The sequence below is a fragment of the Promicromonospora sp. NPDC060204 genome (genome assembly GCF_042728455.1).
In the GTDB taxonomy this organism is placed as follows: domain Bacteria; phylum Actinomycetota; class Actinomycetes; order Actinomycetales; family Cellulomonadaceae; genus Promicromonospora.
In genome coordinates, this window is record NZ_JBHWZO010000103.1 from 1 (window position 1) to 20185 (window position 20185).

Genomic DNA, 20185 nt, shown 5'->3' on the forward strand with positions numbered 1-20185 from the left:
GGGTATTTGCGCTGTCGAAACGGTTCGAGGGCGCAAATACCCAGCACTCAACGAGGGAGGGTCAGGGTGCGGATCGTCCAGAGGCCTTCCGCGACCTCCGTGAAGCTCGTGCTCAGCGGGGAGAGCCCTACGCGGAGGCCCTGCGGCGGGCGGAAGTCCGGGATCACGCCCCGCTCCCAGGCCTGCGCGACCACTCGCTTGAAGTCGGGGTGGTCGAGCATCACGTGGCTGCCCCGGCGCTCGGGGTCGCGCGGCGAGGCGACGCGCACGCCGGGCAGGTGCTCGTCGGCGATCTCGATCGCGAAGGCGGTCAGCGCGAGCGACTTCTCGCGCACGGCCGGCATGCCGGCCTCCTCGATCAGGGCGAGCATGTCGCGCATCGGCAGCATCCCGATGACGGGCGGCGTGCCGCTGATGAGCTGCCGGATCCCGGTGGCGGGCTCGTACTCGGGACCCATCGCGAACGGGTCGGCGGCCCCCATCCAGCCCTGGACCGGCTGGCGCACCTCGTCCTGCAGGCCGGCGGCCAGGTAGGCGAAGGCGGGCGAGCCCGGCCCGCCGTTGAGGTACTTGTAGGTGCAGCCGACGGCGATGTCCACGCCGTCGGCGTCCAGGTCCAGCGGGACCGAGCCCGCCGAGTGGCACAGGTCCCACAGGACCAGCGCCCCGGCATCGTGGACGACGCGCGTGATCGCGGGCAGGTCGGCGATGTAGCCGGACTTGAACGCGACGTGGCTGAGCAGCACGAGCGCCGTGTCCGGGCCGACGGCGGCCGCCACCTCGTCGGCCGTCACGCCGGCCTCGGCGTCGGGCGTGATCCAGCGGAGCTCCAGGCCGCGCTCGGCCGCGATGCCCTGGAGCACGAACCGGTCCGTGGGGAAGTTCTCCGTGTCGGCGACGATCACGGTGCGGCCGGGCCGCGCGTCGACGGCGGCGCGGGCCAGCTTGTAGAGCAGCACGGTCGTGGAGTCCGCGACGACGGTCTGCCCCGGCGCCGCGCCCAGCGCGACGCGGCCGAGCGTGTCGCCGAGCTCCGTCGGCGCGTCCATCCAGCCCTCGTCCCAGGACCGGATCAGGCGCGCGGCCCACGGCCCGTCCACGAACGACGCCAGCCGCTCGCGGGTAGCGGTCAGCGGCCGGCCCAGCGAGTTGCCGTCGAGGTAGGCGACCAGGCCGTCGCTCGGGGCGAAGAGGTCGCGGTAGCGCGCCAGCGGGTCGGCGGCGTCGAGCGCGGCGGCGCGGTCGCGCAGCGCGGCAGGCAGCGCCACGGGCAAGGCGGCGTCGGACGGCGGCGCGGGCAGGTCGGCGGACGGTGCGGTGTCGGTCACGGAGGCTCCAGGTCGATCGGTTCCGGCCCGAGCGTACGTCCTGTGCGCGGCAGACCCCGCGGAACCCTTGACGCCCCAGTCCCGGCATCAGTAATGTCCGTGCCAATCAAACGCAAGAACTCGACAAGAGTATGCGGTTTTACGTACAGAACCATGGCAAGTACCCAAGGTCAATCCTGGTGACGACGCCCGTCGACGACGACGGGAGATCGGGGACGATGATGTTCCGCTCCACCACGCGCCATGCACCACGACGAGGGCTCGCCCCCGGGCTCCTGTCCGCACTCACCGCGACGGCCCTCGCCGCGGTCGTCCTCGTACCGACGACGACGCCGGCCGCCGCCGCGCCCGCCGTCCTGTCCGCGGGCGCCGCCGCCGCGGCCAGCAGCACCAACGCGCCCTACCTGGCCGACAACCTCACCGACGGCAACGCGGCCACGTACTGGGAGTCGACCAACAACAGCCTGCCGCAGTGGGCGCAGGTCGATCTCGGCAGCGGGGCCACGGTCGAGGAGGTGGTGCTCAAGCTCCCCGCCGGCTGGGAGGCCCGCACGCAGACCCTGTCGGTGCAGGCAGGCGCCGACGGCGCCACGTTCACCACGCTGTCCGCGAGCGCCGCCCGCCGGTTCGACCCGGCGTCGGGCAACACGGTGACGATCGACGTGCCGAACACGGACGCCCGTTACGTGCGGGTCGCGATCACGGCGAACACGGGCTGGCCCGCCGGGCAGCTCTCGGAGCTGGAGGTGCGCGGCACGCGGGACGTCCCCGACCCGGAGGAGCCGCAGGAGCCGGTCGGCACGGACCTGGCGGCGGGCCGCGCCATCGCGGCGTCGTCGACGGAGTGGACGTACGTCGCGACCAACGCCAACGACGGCAACACCAGCACCTACTGGGAGGGTGCGGGCGGGCAGTACCCGAGCACCCTGGCGGTGACGCTGGAGTCCGCGGCGGAGCTGAGCGACGTCGTCGTGAAGCTGCCGCCGGCCACGGCGTGGGGGCCGCGCACGCAGACCTTCGAGGTGCAGGGCCGGACCGGGTCGGGTGACGCGTGGAGCACGCTCGCGCCGTCGGCCGCGCGCGCCTTCTCCCCCGCGACGGGCAACACCGTGACCGTGCCGGTCACGGGTACCGCGCGGGAGGTGCGCCTGCGCTTCACCGCGAACACGGGCTCGGGCAACGGACAGGTGGCGGAGCTGCAGGTGTTCGGCACGCCGGCGGCCAACCCGAACCTCACGGTCACGGGCGTCTCGGCCACCCCGGCATCACCCACGGAGTCGGACGACGTGACCCTCTCCGCCGTCGTGAAGAACATCGGCACCCGGGCCTCGACGGCCACGGACGTGTCGTTCACCGTGGACGGCGACGAGGTGGCGACCGGCCAGGTGGGCGCGCTCGCCGCGGGCGCGCAGGCCACGGTCACGGCCGACGTCGGCATGCTGGTGGCGGGGTCGTACGAGATCGGCGCGGAGGCGGACCCGTCGGGTGCCGTGGCCGAGCAGTCGGAGACCGACAACGGCTACACGCGGCCGGACCCGCTGGTGGTCACCGAGATCGCCAGCTCCGACCTGGTCCCGACCGTGTCGTGGACGCCGACCACGCCCGCGGCGGGCGAGACCGTCACGTTCTCGGCGACGATCGCGAACCGCGGCACCGTCGCGGCGTCGTCCGGCGCGCACGGCCTGACCGTGGTGCTGCGGAACGGCTCCGGCGCGGTGGTGCGCACCTTGACGGGCTCGGTCTCCGGGGCCATCGCACCGGGCGCCACCAGCCAGAGCGTGAACCTGGGCACCTGGACGGCGGCCGACGGCTCGTTCGACGTCACCGTCACCGCAGCGCCCGACCCCACCGAGGTCGCCGCGAAGCGGGCGAACAACGAGGTGACGCGGTCGCTGTTCATCGGCCGCGGCGCGAACCTGCCGTTCGACACCTACGAGGCGGAGGACGGCGCGGCCGGCGGCGGGGCGACCGCGATCGGGCCCAACCGCGTCGTCGGCGACCTGGCCGGCGAGGCCTCCGGCCGCAAGGCGGTCACGCTCGGCCAGACCGGCGCGTACGTCGAGTGGACCACGCGGGCACCCAGCAACTCCCTGGTGGTGCGCTTCTCGATGCCCGACGCCGCGGGCGGCGGCGGCACCAGCGGCTCGCTCGGGGTCTACGTGGACGGGCAGTTCGTCAAGAACATCGACCTGACCTCGCGCTACGCGTGGCTGTACGGCAACGAGGCCAGCCCGGGCAACCAGCCCGGACAGGGTGCCCCGCGGCATATCTACGACGAGGCGAACGCCCTGCTCGGGCGGAACGTCCCGGCCGGATCGACGATCCGCCTGCAGAAGACGGCGAGCAACCCCGGGCCATACACGGTCGACTTCGTGGACCTGGAGCAGGCGACGGCGCAGGCCAACCCGGACCCGGCCCGGTACGTGCAGCCCGCCGGGTTCACGCACCAGGACGTGCAGAACGCGCTCGACCGGTTCCGGATGGACACGACCGGCACCCTGGCTGGCGTCTACCTGCCCGCGGGCGACTACCAGACCGCCAGCAAGTTCCAGGTCTACGGCAAGGCCGTCGACATCGTGGGCGCCGGGCCGTGGTTCACGCGGTTCCTCGCCCCGGCGGGCCAGGAGAACACCGACATCGGCTTCCGGGCCGAGGGGACGGCGAACGGCTCGACGTTCCGCGACTTCGCCTACTACGGCAACTACACGTCGCGGATCGACGGCCCCGGCAAGGTGTTCGACTTCGCCAACGTGCGGGACATGACGATCGACAACATCTGGGTCGAGCACATGATCTGCATGTTCTGGGCCGCCAACATGGACGACTCGGAGATCAAGGACTCCCGGATCCGGAACACGTTCGCCGACGCGCTGAACATGACCAACGGCAGCGCGAACAACCACGTGCACAACAACCAGGCGCGGGGCACCGGCGACGACTCGTTCGCCCTGTTCGCGGCGACCGACGCCGGGGGCAGCGGCCAGCGCGGCAACGTGTTCGAGAACCTGACGTCCACGAACACCTGGCGGGCCGCGGGCCTGGCCGTCTACGGCGGGCAGGACAACACGTTCCGCAACATCTACATCGCCGACACGCTCGTCTACTCGGGCGTGACGGTCAGCTCGCTGGACTTCGGGTACCCGATGGAGGGGTTCGGCCCCGCGCCGACCGTCTTCGAGGGCATCTCCGTGGTGCGCTCCGGCGGGCACTTCTGGGGCGCGCAGGTGTTCCCGGCGGTGTGGCTGTTCTCGGCGTCGAAGACGTTCACCGCCATCCGGGTGAACGACCTCGACATCGTGGACCCGACGTACTCCGGGATCATGTTCCAGACCCAGTACATCGGCGGGCAGCCGGTCAACCCGGTGCAGGACACCGTGTTCACCGACGTGTCGATCACCGGCGCCCAGCGCAGCGGTGACGCCTACGACGCCAAGTCGGGTTACGGCATCTGGGCCAACCCGCTGCCGGAGGCGGGCCAGGGTCCGGCGGTCGGGTCGGCGACGTTCAACGGGCTGACGTTCGGGAACAACTTCCGCGACATCGAGAACCCGACGTCGACGTTCACGATCAACCGCAACTAGGTCACCGACCACCCCGCTGACTCGCCATCTCCCCTCGGCCGAGTCAGCGGGGTGGTCCGACCATCCGGCTGACTCGGCGTATCCCATCCGTCGAGTCAGTCGGGTGGTCGGACCATCTTGCTGACTCGGCGTCCGAGGGGTGGCGAGTCAGTGGGGTATGCGGGCGGACGCGCGGAGCCAGGCGATCAGGTCGGTCGCTGTGTCCGGGATCGGCAGCGGGGCGGTCAACGCGGGGACGGCGTCCGGCGGGCCGAGGACGGCGCGGCGCAGCGCCTCCCCCGTCAAGCCCACGGCACCGATCAGCTCGATCTCGCGCTCGTTCACCCCGGCCGGCGCGGGCCCGTTGCCCAGGTCCGTGCCGTACACGAGGCGCCCGCCCGCAGCGACGAACCGGCGCGCGTTGTCGAGCGCGCGGTCCAGACCGACGGAACCGCCGGGCGCGTCGTGGATCGCGAAGGTGGAGATCCAGGTCATGTGGACGGCGCGGGCGATCACCTCGGCCGGCAGCGGCTCCGTCCACGGCACGTGCACCAGCGTGTCCGCGCCCGCGTCGATCGCCCGCTCCGCCTGGCCCGCTCCCTCGGCGTGGACGAGGACAGGCAGGCCCGCCGAGTGCGCCGCGTCCACGAGCGCCCGCAGCACGTCGTCGGCCAGCAGGGACATGCCCGCGTGGAGGGCGACCTTGACCGCGAAGCCGCCCGCGGCGACGACGTCGGCCACCGCCGCAACCGCCTCGCCGGGTGCGGCGACGTGCCGCACCGCGGCGTCGGGCGCCCAGGAGCGGCCGGTCGGGTACCCGCCGGGCGCGGTGTGGAACGGCCCGGCGTACCGGATCCGCAGGCCCGACGGCGGCGCGGCCGCCCAGGCGGCCACCTCGCGCGGGTCCCAGCCGAGGTCGTGCACCTCGACGACCGGCCCGTCGGCCAGCGGCGCCCGGTCGACCAGGCCCAGGTGCACGTGGTGGTCGACGACGCCCGGGAGCGTCGTGCCGGGCAGCGTGCCCGGAACCGCCTCAGGCACCGAGCGGACCGTCGATCTCGGTGCGGACCGAGATGAGCTCGGGGAAGAACGTCAGGTCCAGCGCGCGCTTGAGGAAGCCGACGCCGCTGGAGCCGCCCGTGCCGGTCTTGAACCCGATGGTGCGCTGCACCGTGCGCAGGTGGCGGAAGCGCCAGAGCTGGAACGCGTCCTCGATGTCGACCAGGTCCTCGCACGCCTCGTACAGCTCCCAGTAGGCGTGCGGGTCCTCGTAGATCGTCTTGAAGACGGTGATCAGCTCGGGGTGCTCGGTCCAGGCCTGCGTGACGTCGCGCTCCAGGATCTCGGCCGGGACGGCGTGCCCGCGCCGTGCCAGCAGGCGGAGGAACGCGTCGTAGACCGTGGGCTCCTGCAGGAGCTGCGCGAGCTGGGCGTGGATCTCGGGCTTGTCCCGGAAGACCTGGAGCATCCCGGCGTGCTTGTTGCCCAGCAGGAACTCCACGGCGCGGTACTGGTGGGACTGGAATCCCGAGGACTGCCCCAGGGATCCGCGGAACTCCGCGTACTCGCTCGGGGTCAGGGTCGCCAGGACGGACCACTGCTCGGTGATGGTGCGCTGGATGTGCTTGACCCGGGCCAGGCCCTTGAGGGCACGGGGCAGGTCGTCGGCGTCCAGGAACCGCCGCACGCCCAGCAGCTCGTGCACCACCAGCTTGAGCCACAGCTCCGTGGTCTGGTGCTGGATGATGAACAGGAGCTCGTCGTGGTGCGGCGGGTCGCTCACCGGGTGCTGCGCCGAGAGGAGCGCGTCGAGCCCCAGGTAGGAGCCGTAGTCCATCTCGTCGCGGAAGTCCGTACGGATGGAGGCCTCGATGGGCCGGGTGTTGCCGCTCATGACGCGAGCGTAACCCCGCGCGGTCAGGCCGCCTGCGCCTGGTGTCCTAGCTGTCCCATGCGGCCAGCAGCTTTTCGGGCGACACGACGGCGACGCCATCGGCCGTGCTGCCGCTCCGCGACACGGCGAGCAGCGGCGTGCCGTCGGTCGCTCCGGGCAGCTGAGAGCGGTGCACGACCAGACGTGACGCGTCCCGGTGGTCGAACGGCCGGGACTCCAGCCACTTGATCGAGCCGACGAAGGTCACACGCTTGGCGACGGGACCTCTATCTGCACCAACGAGGTCGATCTCCGGGTCGTTCGTCCGGGTCCAGTAGCCTCCGACCACGTTGGTCCCGGGTACGAGCTCATCACCGGCCAGGCGCCACAGAGCATCCCGGATGACTGGTTCGACGGCACGGCCACGCCAGGTCGTCCACCGGTCCCGGACGGTCTGCAGGACCCGATCGCCCCGCCCTCGTTCGATCTGCGGAAACCCTGGCTGGACGAACGAGAGCCAGAAGCGAAGGTAGGGATCGTCGATCCAGTAGCGGGTCTCCTTGCTCGGCTTCGTCGACAAGGGCGTCTGCGCGACGACCATGCGTCTCTGGACCAGCAGCTGGAGCGATCTGGACAGTACGTTCGGGCCGACGTTCGACTCCCGGGCGATCAGCGAGTACGTGCGTTCCCCGTGACCGATCGCGGAGAGCACGGCACGCGCCTGCGTCTCCGACGGGAACTCGGCGGCAAGTGTGCGCTCTCCGCTCACGAGCAGTGCCGACGTCGGACTCTGCAGGGACCGTGCGAGATAGTCCCAGAGCGACATCCCGCTCTCCCACTCCGTCAGGAGCAGCGGAAGTCCTCCGGTTACGAGGTAAGCGTCGAAGGCGTCCGCGGCAGATAGGTCGAGCATGGCAGCCACATCGCGAGGGGTGAGCGGAGGCACGATCATGTCGACACCACGCTGGTAGAACGGGCGCCCGTGGGTGTTGAGACCCTCCATCATCGCGATGTCCGACCCGATGAGGATCAGCAGGACCGGGAGCTTCGACAGGGTGCGGTCGAACACCTTCTGGAGCGCGCCCTCGAACGCGTCATCCTCTCGGACCAGATAGGGAACCTCGTCCAGCACCACCACGCTTGGTGAGTCCTGCGGCAGGAGCGAGGCAAGCACGCGAAATGCCGCGTCCCAGGTGTCAGGGGCAGCGAAATCCAGGGCGATAGCGGCATCGGGCAGGTTCGACGCTGCGATCTCGTCCACGAACCCCGCCAGGTCGCCGTTCCGGTTCCCTCCGACGGCAGTGAAGTAGACGTATGGAAGGCCTGCTCCATCAACGAACTGCTCGACCAGCCGGGATTTTCCGACCCGACGGCGACCCCGGATGAGCAACGCGCGTCCGGGCCGATCGTGCTCGCCCGAGCTGACGACGCGCAGCTTGTCGCGCAGTACCCCGAGCTCGGCGTCACGTCCGATGAAGCCGTTCACACGCCACCCCTAGTTACTCTCACCAATGAGAGTCTCGTGATTGAGACTCTCATTGGTGAGAGTATTGTGACGAGCTGCCGGCGGCAACCGGGGACGCCTGTCAGGCCGCCTGCGCCTCGTCCCGGTTGGGGTTCTCGAACGCCTCCGCCATCAGCGCGATCTCCTCCGGCGGCAGGGACATGTCGCGCGCGATCCGCGACCAGCCCGACGTCGCCGCGGCCACCTCGGCGAGCACGCCCCGCGCGTCGTCCTGCCGCAGGCCGTAGGAGTCGGCCGTGGCCAGCAGCACGCGCACGTCCCGGTCGATCCGGGTGCTGCCCGGGCGCAGCGGCGTGGACTCCACGACGGCGAACGGGTTGGGGTTCACGTCGAACAGCGGGGACAGCGACCAGCCGTCCGCGCGGCGCAGGAAACCGTGGTTCTTCATGTGGTCGTCCACGTTGCGCACGAGCAGCGTGAACGCGACGCGGCGGAACAGGTCGTGCCCGTCGGTGGCCGGCCGCCCGGAGTGGTCCGCCAGCGTCTCCGCGAGCGTGCGGTAGTCGATGACCTCGAAGAACGCCTTCTGCGTGAGGCTGTCCGCGGACAGGAAGCCGATCCGCCCGCGGTCCGGCCGCCGGTCGAAGCGGCGGGTGAGCAGGATGGAGCGCGACGGGCCGATGCGGTGCAGCCGCGCGACCGGCACCTCGATGCCGGCGTCCGACGCCAGCCGCAGCGTCAGGTACTCCCACGCCTGCACGTCCCAGCGGTCGCCGGTCTCGGGCAGCTTGGCCATCCACAGGTCGCCCTCGGCGTCCTTCACGGTCACCTTGGGGCGGGCGCCGCCCATGGAGGTGCCCGCGGCGACCAGCAGCCGCACGTCGTGGTCGGTCTCGCGGTGCTGCGCGACGGCGTCCGCGGCGTCGGTCAGCGAGGGCAGGTCCACCAGGTCGGGGACCTCCGCGCGGGGCGGGCCCATGAACGTCTTGCCGTCGTCGAGCGAGAAGCGCAGCGCGCCCAGCCGGGTCTCGTCCTGCACGCCGAGCAGGAAGTCCACCTCGGTCAGCGTCATGAAGCCGCGACCCTCCGCCCGGGCGGCGCGCCGCTCCGCGTTGAACAGCAGGGTGCGGCCCCACTGGTCGGGCTGGCAGTCGGCGAGGACGCCGAAGAGGGGCCGGTCGCTGCCCGACGGTATGTTGCCCGGCGTCAGGGGCAGCTCGGGGCACAGCGGGTACGCGCGCGGGTCGCGGAGGTACGCGGCGTCGTAGCGGAACGTGCAGCCGACGAGGGCGCCGCCGCGGTTGAGATGCATGTCGAGGTCACCGGCGCGGACCTGTCCGCCGCCGGGCAGCTCGACCTCGACACGTATCGACAACGGCGATCACCTTCTCGGTTCGTTCGGGCTGCCCGGTCGGACCGGGCCCGGTGTGCTCAGTTGGGGACTCTCACCCGCTGTGGCAGGGCCCGGTCCGCGTGGAACCGGCCCATCTCGGTGGTCAGCGGGTCGCTCGCGCCGACGATGGCGTCGGCGACGCCGAGGACCCGCAGCACCGCGAACGTGTTCTCGAGACTGACCGTTCCCGTGCCGGTCTCGATGGCTCGCAGCGTCGTGCGCGTGATGCCCGCACGGTCGGCGACGAGCTGGGCCGTGAGGCCGTGGATCTTGCGCCAGGCGCGCACGTGGTCGCCGAGCGACGCGAGATCGCGCTGGGTGCGAAGGGATGTTCTGGCCATGACTGCTCCTTTCGGTTATCAGGCTAACCGACGGGCCCCCTAACGGTCACCAGGGTGGCCGTTATTTCGCGATGCGGAGCGGGTGTTCTGAGGACGGAACCACGAAGGGCCGCCGGCACGACGTCGCCAGGGCGCACGAGCGGCCTTGCGGAGACGCAGAACGGGCCGCCCCACAGTGTGTGGGGCGGCCCGCTCCGGACTCAGAACTACATCAGCAAGCTTCAGCAGGCAGAGCCACGCGTCGCGTAGGTCGCCGAGGTCAGACTGACGAGACCACCCGGGAACGAGTAGCCGAAGCCATTCGCTTCAGAGTTCCGACCGAATACGACGGTGCGCACCGATCCGTCGAGGATGATGTCGTGCGCTCCGCTGCGAACAAGTGCATTGTCCGCAACGCCAAACGTCGCAGGGCCGACAACTCCGTCCGCGTCCAGCGAAGAGTGGTCCTTCTGGTATTCGATCGTCGCGTTCCGCGTGGTGGTTCCGAAGTAGCAGTCGATCTGGGAAGGGCTGAGGTAGCCGTTCGCAGTCAAGTACGCCTGCCACAGCCCCGTGGCGTTCGAGTTACGGTAACCACAGCCGGTCGGCTCGACGTTGGTGTCACACAGGACGCCCTCACCTGCCCAGTCGTCGCCAGGGCCGTCCCCGTTCCCATCGATCACCCCTGAACCCGGGGATGCATAGGCAGCCGTGCCAGCACCTCCCAACACGACGAACGACATCGCCAGTAGGGATACCAGGATGCGCTTTCGCATCTTCATGCATTGCTCCTTTGATCAGCCGCTGCGCCCAACCACATCGCGCGATGCCAATCCTCACCCAAGAGAAGCGCGAAAACTAGTAAAATTCATAACAAATCGGACACGGGGCACCGCTGTCAGCCGCCGGTGATCGCTGTGCCTGGCCTGATCCGGACGTGCGCTTCCGAAGCGACGGAACGGGCCGCCCCACGGTGTGTGGGACGGCCCGTTCGGTGTGGCGTTCAGCGGCGCGTCACTGCCCGTTGACGGTCGCCTTGTCGAGGGCGCCGACCGAGAGGTCGTGCTTCGCCAGGATCTCGGCGTAGGTGCCGTCGTCGATGATGCTCTGCACCGCGGCCTGGTAGGCCCGCACCATCTCGACGTCGCCCTTGAGGAACCGGAACCCGAGCGGCGTCGGGTTGATGATCTCGGTGTTGGCCACCTGGAAGATGTCGCCCGAGCCGACCTGCTTGGCGTTGTACGCACCCGTCGACCACTGGGTGAGCTCCGCGTCGGCGGTGCCTGCCTGAACCTGCTCGAGCGCCTCGGCATCGGTGCCGAACGGCGTGATCGTGATCGGATTGGCCTGACACTCCTTCTCGTTGAGCGCGAGGAGTGCCGTCTGCTGGGACGTGTAGTCGTTCGGGTTGGTGCCACCGAGCACAGCCACCGGACGGCCGCACAGGTCCTTGAGGTTCTTGATGCCCTCGGGGTTGCCCGCCGGGACCATGATCGCGTCGCTGTCGTTGTAGTAGTCGACGAAGTCGGAGTCGGCCTGCCGCTCGGGGGTGTCCGACATCGCGGCCGCCACCACGTCCACGTTGCTCGCGTACAGCTCGTCGACCAGCGAGTCCCAGGGCATGTCCACGAAGTTGTACTTCAGGCCCAGGCGCTTCGACGCGGCGTCGAACAGATCGATCTCGAAGCCGACGATGCGGCCGGCCTCGTTCGTGTACTCGAAGGGCGGGTAGCCCGACTCCGTACCGACGGCGATGCGTGCCGACTCGGCCCGCAGCTCGCCCGGCAGCAGGGCGCGCAGCTCCGGGCGCACCTCGACCGCGGTGTTCTCCGCCGACTCGGCAGAATCGGTCGCGCAGCCGGTCAGCAGGCCGCCGAGCGCGGCCAGCGCCGCGATCGAGCCGGTGACCGCGCGTGCACGGTGTCCACGCACGCGATGTCCGAGTGCCATGCGGTGTCCTCCACGAAACGACATGATGAGCGGGTTACGCGGGTGGAGCCTATACGGTCCGGGTGAGTTGCTGTGAATTCGAGTTTCACCTATCCCACGGACGCGAGGCCTGGGGTCACGAGCGTGTGCCGACCTTAGCGGCAGCCGCCACGTCCGCCAGAATCACCGCGTCGATGAGGCCGCGGGCCCACTCCAGCACCTCGGTCCCGCGCAGCGGGCGCCCGCCGATCCGCGCCGTCGTCGGGAACGGCACGAGGATGGCCCGGATGGCCGGCTTGAGGATGGTGCCCGGGTAGAGCCGCTTGAGCCGGAGCTGCGCCGACTCCGGCAGGTTGACCGGCGCGAACCGGATGTACTTGCCCTGGGCCGTGATGTCCGAGAGCCCGGCCTCCCGCACGTGGTTGCGGAAGTCGGCGACGTCGAACAGCGCGTCCGCGACCTCGGGCAGGACGCCGTAACGGTCGGTGAGCTCGGCGCGGACCTCCGCGAGCGCCCCGGCGTCGTGCGCGGCGGCGATCTTCTTGTACGCCTCCAGCCGCAGCCGCTCGGTGGCGATGTAGGCCTCGGGCAGGTGCGCGTCGACGGGCAGCTCGATGGTGACCTCGGGCGCCTCCTCCTCGGTGTCACCGCGGAACGCGGACACGGCCTCGCCCACCATGCGCACGTAGAGGTCGAAGCCGACGCCGGCGATGTGGCCGGACTGCTCGCCGCCGAGCAGGTTGCCCGCACCGCGGATCTCGAGGTCCTTCATGGCGATCTGCATGCCCGCGCCGAGGTCGGTGTGGGCGGCCATGGTGGCGAGGCGGTCGTGTGCCGTCTCGGTGAGCGGCTTCTCGGGCGGGTACAGGAAGTAGGCGTAGGCGCGCTCGCGCCCGCGGCCGACGCGCCCGCGGAGCTGGTGGAGCTGGGACAGGCCCAGCATGTCGGAGCGCTCCAGGATCAGGGTGTTGGCGTTGGAGATGTCCAGGCCGGTCTCGATGATCGTGGTGCACACGAGCACGTCGAGCTCCTTCTCCCAGAAGGCGCGGATGACCTGGTCGAGCTGGTGCTCGCTCATCTTGCCGTGGGCCACGCCGATCCGGGCCTCGGGCACGAGCTCGCTCAGGCGGGACGCGGCACGCTGGATGGTCTCCACCTTGTTGTGCACGTAGAAGACCTGGCCCTCGCGCAGCAGCTCGCGGCGCAGGGCGGCCGCGATCTGCTTCTCCTCGTAGGCGCCCACGTAGGTGAGCACGGGGTGGCGCTCCTCCGGGGGCGTGGCCAGCGTGGACATCTCGCGGATGCCGGTCACCGCCATCTCCAGCGTGCGCGGGATCGGGGTCGCGGACATGGCCAGCACGTCCACGTTGGTGCGGAGCTGCTTGAGCGTCTCCTTGTGCTCGACGCCGAAGCGCTGCTCCTCGTCGATGACCACGAGGCCCAGGTCCTTGAAGGCGACGGACCCGGTGATGAGGCGGTGGGTGCCGATCACGATGTCGACGCTGCCGTCCTTGAGCCCGGCGAGCGTCTCCTCGGACTCCTTGGCCGACTGGAAGCGGCTGAGCGCCCGCACGGTCACGGGGAACCCGGTGTACCGCTCGGAGAAGGTCTCGAAGTGCTGCTGCACCAGGAGCGTCGTGGGCACCAGCACGGCGACCTGCTTGCCGTCCTGCACCGCCTTGAAGGCGGCCCGGATGGCGATCTCCGTCTTGCCGTACCCGACGTCGCCGCACACCAGGCGGTCCATCGGCACGGACTTCTCCATGTCGGCCTTGACCTCGTCGATGGTGGCGAGCTGGTCGGGCGTCTCGACGTAGGCGAACGCGTCCTCCAGCTCGCGCTGCCACGGGGTGTCGGGGCCGTAGGCGTGGCCCTCGGTCGCCATGCGCGCGCTGTAGAGCCGGATCAGCTCGCTCGCGATCTCGCGCACGTGCTTGCGGGCCTTGGCCTTGGTGTTCTTCCAGTCGGCGCCGCCCATCTTGGACAGCGACGGCGACTCCGCGCCGGTGTACTTGGTGACCTGGTCGAGCTGGTCGGTGGGCACGAACAGCCGGTCTCCCGGCTGGCCGCGCTTGCTGCTCGCGTACTCGATCACGAGGTACTCGCGGGTGGCCCGGTTGCCGCCGGTGCCCATGGTGCGCTGGGCCATCTCGACGAACCGGCCGACACCGTGCTGCTCGTGCACCACGTAGTCGTCCGCCTTGAGCTGGAGCGGGTCCACCACGTTGCGGCGCCGGCTGGGCATCTTGCGCATGTCTCGCGTGCCCGAGCCGGCCCGCCCGGTGAGGTCCTGCTCGGAGAAGACCGCGAGCCGGAGCTCGGGCGCCACGAAGCCCTTGCCCACGCCGCCGGCCAGCACGTGCACGACGCCGGGCTCGGGCTCCTCCTCCAGCGACACGGCCAGCCGGGCCGCGGTGCCGGCCGCGGAGAGCTGCTCGGTCATGCGCTTGGCCGGGCCGTGGCCCTCGGTGGTCAGCACGAGGCGCCAGCTCGCGACCTGCAGCCCGTGCACGTCGTCCAGGGCGCGGGCGAGGTCGCCGCGGTAGGACTCGACGTCGCGCGCGCTGATCGTGAACACGGTCTCGCCGGCGCCCGCCGACGCGTCGTCGGACCCGTCGGTGAGCTCCGTGTCCTGCGTGAAGGAGGAGAGGGTCCACCAGCCCAGGCCGCGCCGGGCCGCGATCTCGCGCACCTCGGCGAAGGTCTCGAAGGACGCCGCGGACAGGTCGATGGGGGCCGCGCCGCCGGCGACAGCGCCGGTCCAGGCGGCGGCGAGGAACTCCTCGGTGGTCGCCACGAGGTCGTGCGCACGGCGCCGCACGCGCTCGGGCTCGTTGACCACGAGCAGCGCGTCGTCGGGCACCAGCTCCAGCACGGGGACCATGCGGTCCACCAGCACCGGGGCGAGCGACTCCATGCCCTCCACGGCCACGCCGGCGGCGAGCTTGTCGAGCATCTCGACCGCGCCCGGCAGCGTCTCCACCAGCTCCGCCGCGCGGGCCCGGACGGCGTCCGTCAGCAGGATCTCGCGGCAGGGCGGCGCCCAGACGCCGTGCTCCGCGATCTCCAGGCTGCGCTGGTCGGCCACGGCGAACCAGCGGATCTCCGTGACCTCGTCGCCCCAGAACTCGCACCGCAGCGGGTGGTCCTCCGTGGGCGGGAACACGTCGAGGATGCCGCCGCGCACCGCGAACTCACCGCGCCGCTCCACCATGTCCACCCGGGTGTAGGCGGCGGCGGTGAGCCGCTCGGCCACGTCGGTCAGGTCGGCGGTGGTGCCGGTCTCGAGCTGGACCGGCGCCAGCTCCCCCAGGCCCTCGACGACGGGCTGGAGCAGGGCCCGGACCGGCATCACCAGCAGCCGGACCTCGCTCGCCTGCCCGTGCCCCTCGGCCGGGTGCGCGAGCCGACGGAACACGGCCAGGCGCTTCGCGACGGTGTCGGCGCGCGGGCTGAGCCGCTCGTGCGGCAGCGTCTCCCAGGCGGGCAGCACGGCGACCTCGTCGCCCCGCTCCTCGGGGAGATAGCCGCGCAGGCTCGCGGCCAGGTCGTCGGCCTCCCGGCCCGTCGCGGTCACCACCACGAGGGGGCGCCGCTCGGCCGCGGCCACCAGCAACGGCGGACGCACCCCCACCGGGCCCACCACGTCCGCGAAGCCGCGGGTGCGCACGTGCTCCACGGCGGCGGACGCGCCGGGATCGCGCAGGAGAGTGGGGAGGAGGCCGGTGAGGTTCATAGATCTGTTCCTTCGAGGGCGCACGACGACGGGCCCTTCACAGGCATGACCCGGGGAGGGTCAGGGGGTGAGGGGCTGGGTCCCAGGCTACTCCTGGGCACTGACACCGCAGTTTGCGGTGCCTTCCGTCCCGCTCTGTCCTACGATGACCGGCAATGTTCACCCCCTCCGGTCCCCCGCGGCACGGCACGCCAGCGGTGCGGGACGCCGCTCTCGCGCGCCGCGGCGCCGTCCGCCTCGCCTGGCCCGACGCCGCGCGCGGCCTGGCCATCTCACTGGTCGTGCTCTACCACGCGACCAACTGGACGTGGTCCACGGGATACGAGGTGAGCGTCCTGCGCGAGGTCAACGAGACGCTGCGCAGCCTGCGCATGCCGCTGTTCTTCGCGGTCGCCGGCATGTTCGCGGGCAAGTGGACGACGGCGCCGTGGTCGCGGCTGGCCCGCGGCAAGCTGCTCCACTTCGCCTGGGTCTTCGTGCTGTGGGAGCCGATCTCCCTGGTGGTGCGCCTGCTCACGGGCTACTACCAGGTGGCGGACGCCGACTGGGGCACCCTCGCGCACGACCTCGCCTGGTCGCTGCTGGTCCCCCGGTCGGAGCTGTGGTTCCTCTGGACGCTGGCCGCGTTCTTCGTCCTCGCGCGCCTGCTGCGCCCGGTCCCCGTGCCGGTGCAGCTGCTGGCGGCGGCGGCCGTGAGCGGGTGGGCGCTGGCCGGCTGGGAGCCGGAGAGCATCGCGTGGCGCGGCACGGCGCAGTTCGCGGTGTTCTTCCTGGCGGGCCTGCACCTGCGGCCGCTGCTCGAACGGTTCGCCGAGCGCGTCACCTGGCTCTGGGCGCTCCTCGCCGTCGGCCTCTGGCTCGGCATCCAGATCGCGGTGCGCGACCTCGGCCTGGCCGACGTCCCCGGGGTGTACCTGCTGGCCAACGTCGCCGGCGTGCCGGCCGGGGTGGCGGTGAGCGTGCTGCTCTCCCGCGTACCCGGGGCGCTCGGGCTGCAATGGATCGGCGCGCGCACCCTGCCGGTCTTCGTCACGCACACGTCGGTGGTCCTCGCGCTGCTCTGCCTGCTGTACCGCAACGCGGTCTGGGTCCCGGCGCCGCAGTCGCAGTGGTTGCCCGTGGTCCTCTGGGCGGCGGCGATCGGCGTCGGGCTGGGGCTGGGCGCGCTCGCGCCCCGGACCGGCGCGCGCTGGCTGTTCGCGCCGCCGGGGTGGCTGGCCGGGTCAGGAAGGTGACGACGTCGACCCGCCGGGCAACCGCCTCACCCGGGTGAGAAACCCAGTTCACCCCTGCCTGACCGGTCGTGACCCGGGGCCCCGGTCGTAGCCTGAGCCACATGTCAGGGCTCCTCCGCGCTGCTCCGGGAGGGACCGGCACACCGACCGGAACTCCGTCCCCCGAACGGCCGGGCACGCGACCAGCCGCCCGGTCGGACGCCGCGCGCCGCCGCGCCGGACGGGTCTCGTCCACGGTCGTGACCCTCGGCGTGGTGAGCTTCCTGACGGACGTCTCCTCCGAGGCGGTCACCGCGATCCTGCCCCTGTACGTCACCGCCGCGATGGGCCTGTCGGTGGTCGCGTACGGCGTGGTCGACGGCCTCGTCCAGGGCGCCGGCGCCCTGGTCCGGGTGGCCGGCGGGTGGGCGGCGGACCGGACCGACCGGCCCAAGTGGGTCGCCGCGGTCGGCTACGGGCTGTCCGCCCTGACCCGCGTCGGCCTGCTGTTCGCCGCGGGCCTCCCGGCCATCGCGAGCCTCGTGGTCACCGACCGGGTCGGCAAGGGCGTGCGCACGGCCCCGCGCGACGCCCTCATCGCTGCGTCGGCCAACCCGCGCAACCTCGGGCGCTCCTTCGGGGTGCACCGCGCGCTGGACACCGCGGGGGCCGCGCTCGGCCCCCTGCTCGCGTTCGTGGTGCTCTGGGCCATCCCGGACGGGTACACGACGGTCTTCGTGATCTCGCTCGGTGCGGCGGTGCTCGGCGTCGGCGCCCTGGTGCTCCTCGTCCCGGACCTCCGGCCCCGGCAGGCCGCCTGGCTGAGGACCCACCGCACCCGCGAGTCCCGCGGGCTGCCCAAGTGCAAGGGCTGCACGTGCGAGGCGCCGGGCGGCCTGGAGCTCGCCGGGCGCCCGTTCTCGTGGAGCTTCCTGCGCGGCGGCGCCACGGTGCGCCTCCTCGTCGTCGCCGGGCTCCTGGGCCTGCTGACCGTGGGCGACGGGTTCGTCTACCTCGCGCTCCAGGACCGCGACGGCTTCGCGACACAGTGGTTCCCGCTGCTGTACGTCGGCACCAACGCCGTGTACATGCTGCTCGCGGCCCCCGTCGGCCGGTTCGCCGACCGCTTCGGCCGGGCCCGCGTACTGGTGTGGGGGCACGTGCTGCTCGCCGCCGCGTACGTGTGCGCGGCCGCGCCGTTCGCGGGCACGACGACGACGGTGGTCGCCCTGGTCCTGCTCGGCGCCTTCTACGCCGCGACCGACGGCGTGCTGTCCGCGCTGACCAGCGCGCTGGTCCCCGCGGCCGTGCGCGGCACCGCGATCGGCACCGCCCAGACGGTCACGGCCGTCGCGCGGATGGTCGCCTCCGCCGGGTTCGGCGTGCTCTGGTACGCGACCGGCCGGGTCGACGCGCTGTGGATCGCGACGGCGGCGCTCGCGCTCGCCGTCCCGGTCTGCGCCTATCTGCTGCGGAAGTCCCCCGCATGAGCCCGCACGCGACCCGGCGCACGGCGTTCGGCGCGCTGGCCGTGGTGGTGCTGGCCGGCACCGGCTGGTACGTCACCACCGAGGTGCTGCGCGCCCGGGCCGAGCAGGCCGCCCCCAGCGCGGTCGAGGTGGCCGAGGACGTGCTGGACGGCCCGCACGTGCTGTTCCGCGGCACGGCGCCCGGCGAGCTGTACGGCCGGGTGTCCGCCGTCGCGCTCGACGACCTCTCCGGTCCCCGCGAGGTGACGCCCGCCGTCTGCGACCGCGTGGACTCCGACGGCGAGACGACGGTCTGCCTGCACACCCGGCGCGGCGTCGTCACCACCTACGAGGCCGAGGTGCTCGACGACGCGTGGGAGCCCACGGCGAGCTGGCCCCTGCCCGGCGTCCCCAGCCGCACCCGGCTCTCGCCGGACGGCCTGGTGGCCACCACGGCGTTCGTGACCGGCCACTCGTACGCCACGACGGGCTTCTCCACGGAGACGACGGTGCACCGCGCCGACGGCTCCGACGTGTCCGGCAACCTCGAGGACTTCACGCTGCTCGTCGACGGCGAGCCCGTGGCCCCCGTGGACCGGAACGTGTGGGGCGTGACCTTCGTGGACGAACGGACCTTCTACGCGACGGTCCAGTCGCAGTCGCTCGGCCGCACCTGGCTCGTCCAGGGCGACCTGGACGACCGCACCCTCGTCACGCTGCTCGACGGCGTGGAGTGCCCCTCGTTGTCGCCGGACGGGACCCGCCTGGCGTTCAAGCACGACGCGCGGGAGCCCGGCGCGGCCACGCCGCACTGGACCCCGGCGGTGCTCGACCTCGACACGATGGCGATCACCGTGCTGGACGGCGAGGAGCGGAACGTCGACGACCAGATCACCTGGCTCGACGACACGACGATCCTGTACGGGCTGCCCCGCGCCGACGCGCCGGGCACCACCGACGTCTGGGCCCTGCCCGCGGACGGCTCGGCGGCTCCGGCCGTCGCGATCCCGCAGGCCTGGTCCCCGAGCGTGGTCAGGGGATGACACCATGCGCACGAACCGTAGGAGCACCACGGCCCGGAGTACTGCGGCCAGGAGTACCGCGGCCGCCGCACCGCTGCTGGCCGCGGCCCTGGTCCTGACCGGCTGCACCGGCACGCCCGAGGCAGGCCGGACGCCCGACGACGGCACGGCCTCCGCGACGAGTCCCGGCACGGCCTCGGCCACGCCGTCGGACGAGCCGGACGACGCCGCCACCGGGTCGGCCGAGCCGAGCACGGAACCGGGCACGAGCGCGGAGCCGAGCGCCGAACCCGAGACCGAGCCGACGAAGACGGGGGCCACGGCGCCCATGCCGGACGGCGGCAGCGACGGGCAGAGCGGCGGCGACGGCAGCGAGGTGATCCCGCCCGTGGCGCAGGACGGGTCGCCGGCGAACGGCCTGGGCAACGCCACCGGACCGGCCGCCGGGAGGCTCGGCGGCGGACAGCGGACCGGCAGCGCCGCCGGCCTCGTGGCGGGCTTCCCCGACGACGTCGTGCTCGTGCCGAAGGGGGCCGACGTCGAGTCGAGCTCCGTGACGGGGGCGGACGGCCGCTACCAGGTCACGCTCGACGCGACCGTCGACGCCGCATGCACCGACGTGCTGCTCGACTACCGCTCCTGGTTCACCTCCGGCGGCTTCGCCGAGAAGGACACGACGAACCGGCCCCGCCGCACCGTCGTCGACCTGACCCGCAAGGGCGACAGCGTGGTGCTCACCACCGTCCGCGCCGGCGACGGGTGCGCGGTCACCGTGTTCGCCACGCTGACGGCCCGCTGAGCCCGGCCCGCTGAGCCCGGCCCGCTGAGCCGCCCGCACGAGAGAGGCGGACGCCGCCCGCACGGGCAGCGTCCGCC

General features: G+C 72.0%; 14 protein-coding genes. 5 read left to right on the forward strand and 9 right to left on the reverse strand.

The genetic code is table 11. From position 1 onward, the window contains the following. Nucleotides 1–47: 47 nt before the first annotated feature. Complete coding sequence (locus tag ACFWEJ_RS14635; RefSeq protein WP_377229932.1) at nt 48–1328, reverse strand: kynureninase; 1281 nt, start codon at nt 1326–1328, stop codon at nt 48–50. A gap of 179 nt (nt 1329–1507) precedes the next feature. Here ACFWEJ_RS14635 and ACFWEJ_RS14640 point away from each other — a divergent pair, with 179 nt between their 5' ends. Then, a complete protein-coding gene (locus ACFWEJ_RS14640; protein ID WP_377229933.1) occupies nt 1508–4909 on the forward strand; it encodes a discoidin domain-containing protein in 3402 nt (1133 codons plus the stop codon). Nucleotides 4910–5056: 147 nt separating this feature from the next. Here the strand turns inward: ACFWEJ_RS14640 and ACFWEJ_RS14645 are convergent, their stop codons facing one another. From ACFWEJ_RS14645 to mfd, 8 genes are all read right to left on the reverse strand, one after another. Further along, nucleotides 5057–5929, reverse strand: a complete 873-nt coding sequence (locus ACFWEJ_RS14645; protein WP_377229934.1) for a hydrolase — start codon at nt 5927–5929, stop codon at nt 5057–5059. Further along, on the reverse strand, nt 5922–6782 hold the full coding sequence (gene kynA, locus ACFWEJ_RS14650; RefSeq protein ID WP_377229935.1) for a tryptophan 2,3-dioxygenase: 861 nt from the start codon (nt 6780–6782) through the stop codon (nt 5922–5924). Before kynA ends, ACFWEJ_RS14645 begins: the two co-directional genes overlap by 8 nt. 46 nt (nt 6783–6828) lie before the next feature. Then, on the reverse strand, nt 6829–8247 hold the full coding sequence (locus tag ACFWEJ_RS14655) for an ATP-binding protein (RefSeq protein ID WP_377229936.1): 1419 nt from the start codon (nt 8245–8247) through the stop codon (nt 6829–6831). Between the two features lie 100 nt (nt 8248–8347). Further along, complete coding sequence (locus ACFWEJ_RS14660; protein WP_377229937.1) at nt 8348–9601, reverse strand: type II toxin-antitoxin system HipA family toxin; 1254 nt, start codon at nt 9599–9601, stop codon at nt 8348–8350. A gap of 56 nt (nt 9602–9657) precedes the next feature. Next, complete coding sequence (locus tag ACFWEJ_RS14665) at nt 9658–9960, reverse strand: helix-turn-helix transcriptional regulator (protein ID WP_377229938.1); 303 nt, start codon at nt 9958–9960, stop codon at nt 9658–9660. A 221-nt stretch (nt 9961–10181) separates the two neighbouring features. Beyond that, nucleotides 10182–10721, reverse strand: a complete 540-nt coding sequence (locus tag ACFWEJ_RS14670; protein WP_377229939.1) for a peptidoglycan-binding protein — start codon at nt 10719–10721, stop codon at nt 10182–10184. A gap of 232 nt (nt 10722–10953) precedes the next feature. Further along, entirely contained in the window at nt 10954–11889 is a 936-nt protein-coding gene (locus tag ACFWEJ_RS14675) for an ABC transporter substrate-binding protein (RefSeq protein WP_377229940.1), read from the reverse strand. Between the two features lie 115 nt (nt 11890–12004). Next, entirely contained in the window at nt 12005–15604 is a 3600-nt protein-coding gene (mfd, locus tag ACFWEJ_RS14680) for a transcription-repair coupling factor (protein WP_377229941.1), read from the reverse strand. 155 nt (nt 15605–15759) lie between these two features. On the opposite strand from mfd, the gene ACFWEJ_RS14685 reads away from it, so the two are divergent. From ACFWEJ_RS14685 to ACFWEJ_RS14700, 4 genes are all read left to right on the forward strand, one after another. Further along, nucleotides 15760–16839, forward strand: a complete 1080-nt coding sequence (locus tag ACFWEJ_RS14685; protein ID WP_377229942.1) for an acyltransferase family protein — start codon at nt 15760–15762, stop codon at nt 16837–16839. 239 nt (nt 16840–17078) lie between these two features. Continuing rightward, nucleotides 17079–18308, forward strand: a complete 1230-nt coding sequence (locus tag ACFWEJ_RS14690) for an MFS transporter (RefSeq protein ID WP_377229945.1) — start codon at nt 17079–17081, stop codon at nt 18306–18308. Beyond that, nucleotides 18305–19330, forward strand: a complete 1026-nt coding sequence (locus ACFWEJ_RS14695; RefSeq protein ID WP_377229943.1) for a hypothetical protein — start codon at nt 18305–18307, stop codon at nt 19328–19330. The genes ACFWEJ_RS14690 and ACFWEJ_RS14695 overlap by 4 nt, the downstream gene beginning before the upstream one ends. 4 nt (nt 19331–19334) lie before the next feature. Continuing rightward, nucleotides 19335–20108 (forward strand): hypothetical protein, encoded by a 774-nt coding sequence (locus ACFWEJ_RS14700; RefSeq protein WP_377229944.1) that lies wholly within the window; start codon nt 19335–19337, stop codon nt 20106–20108. The last annotated feature ends 77 nt before the right edge of the window (nt 20109–20185 follow it).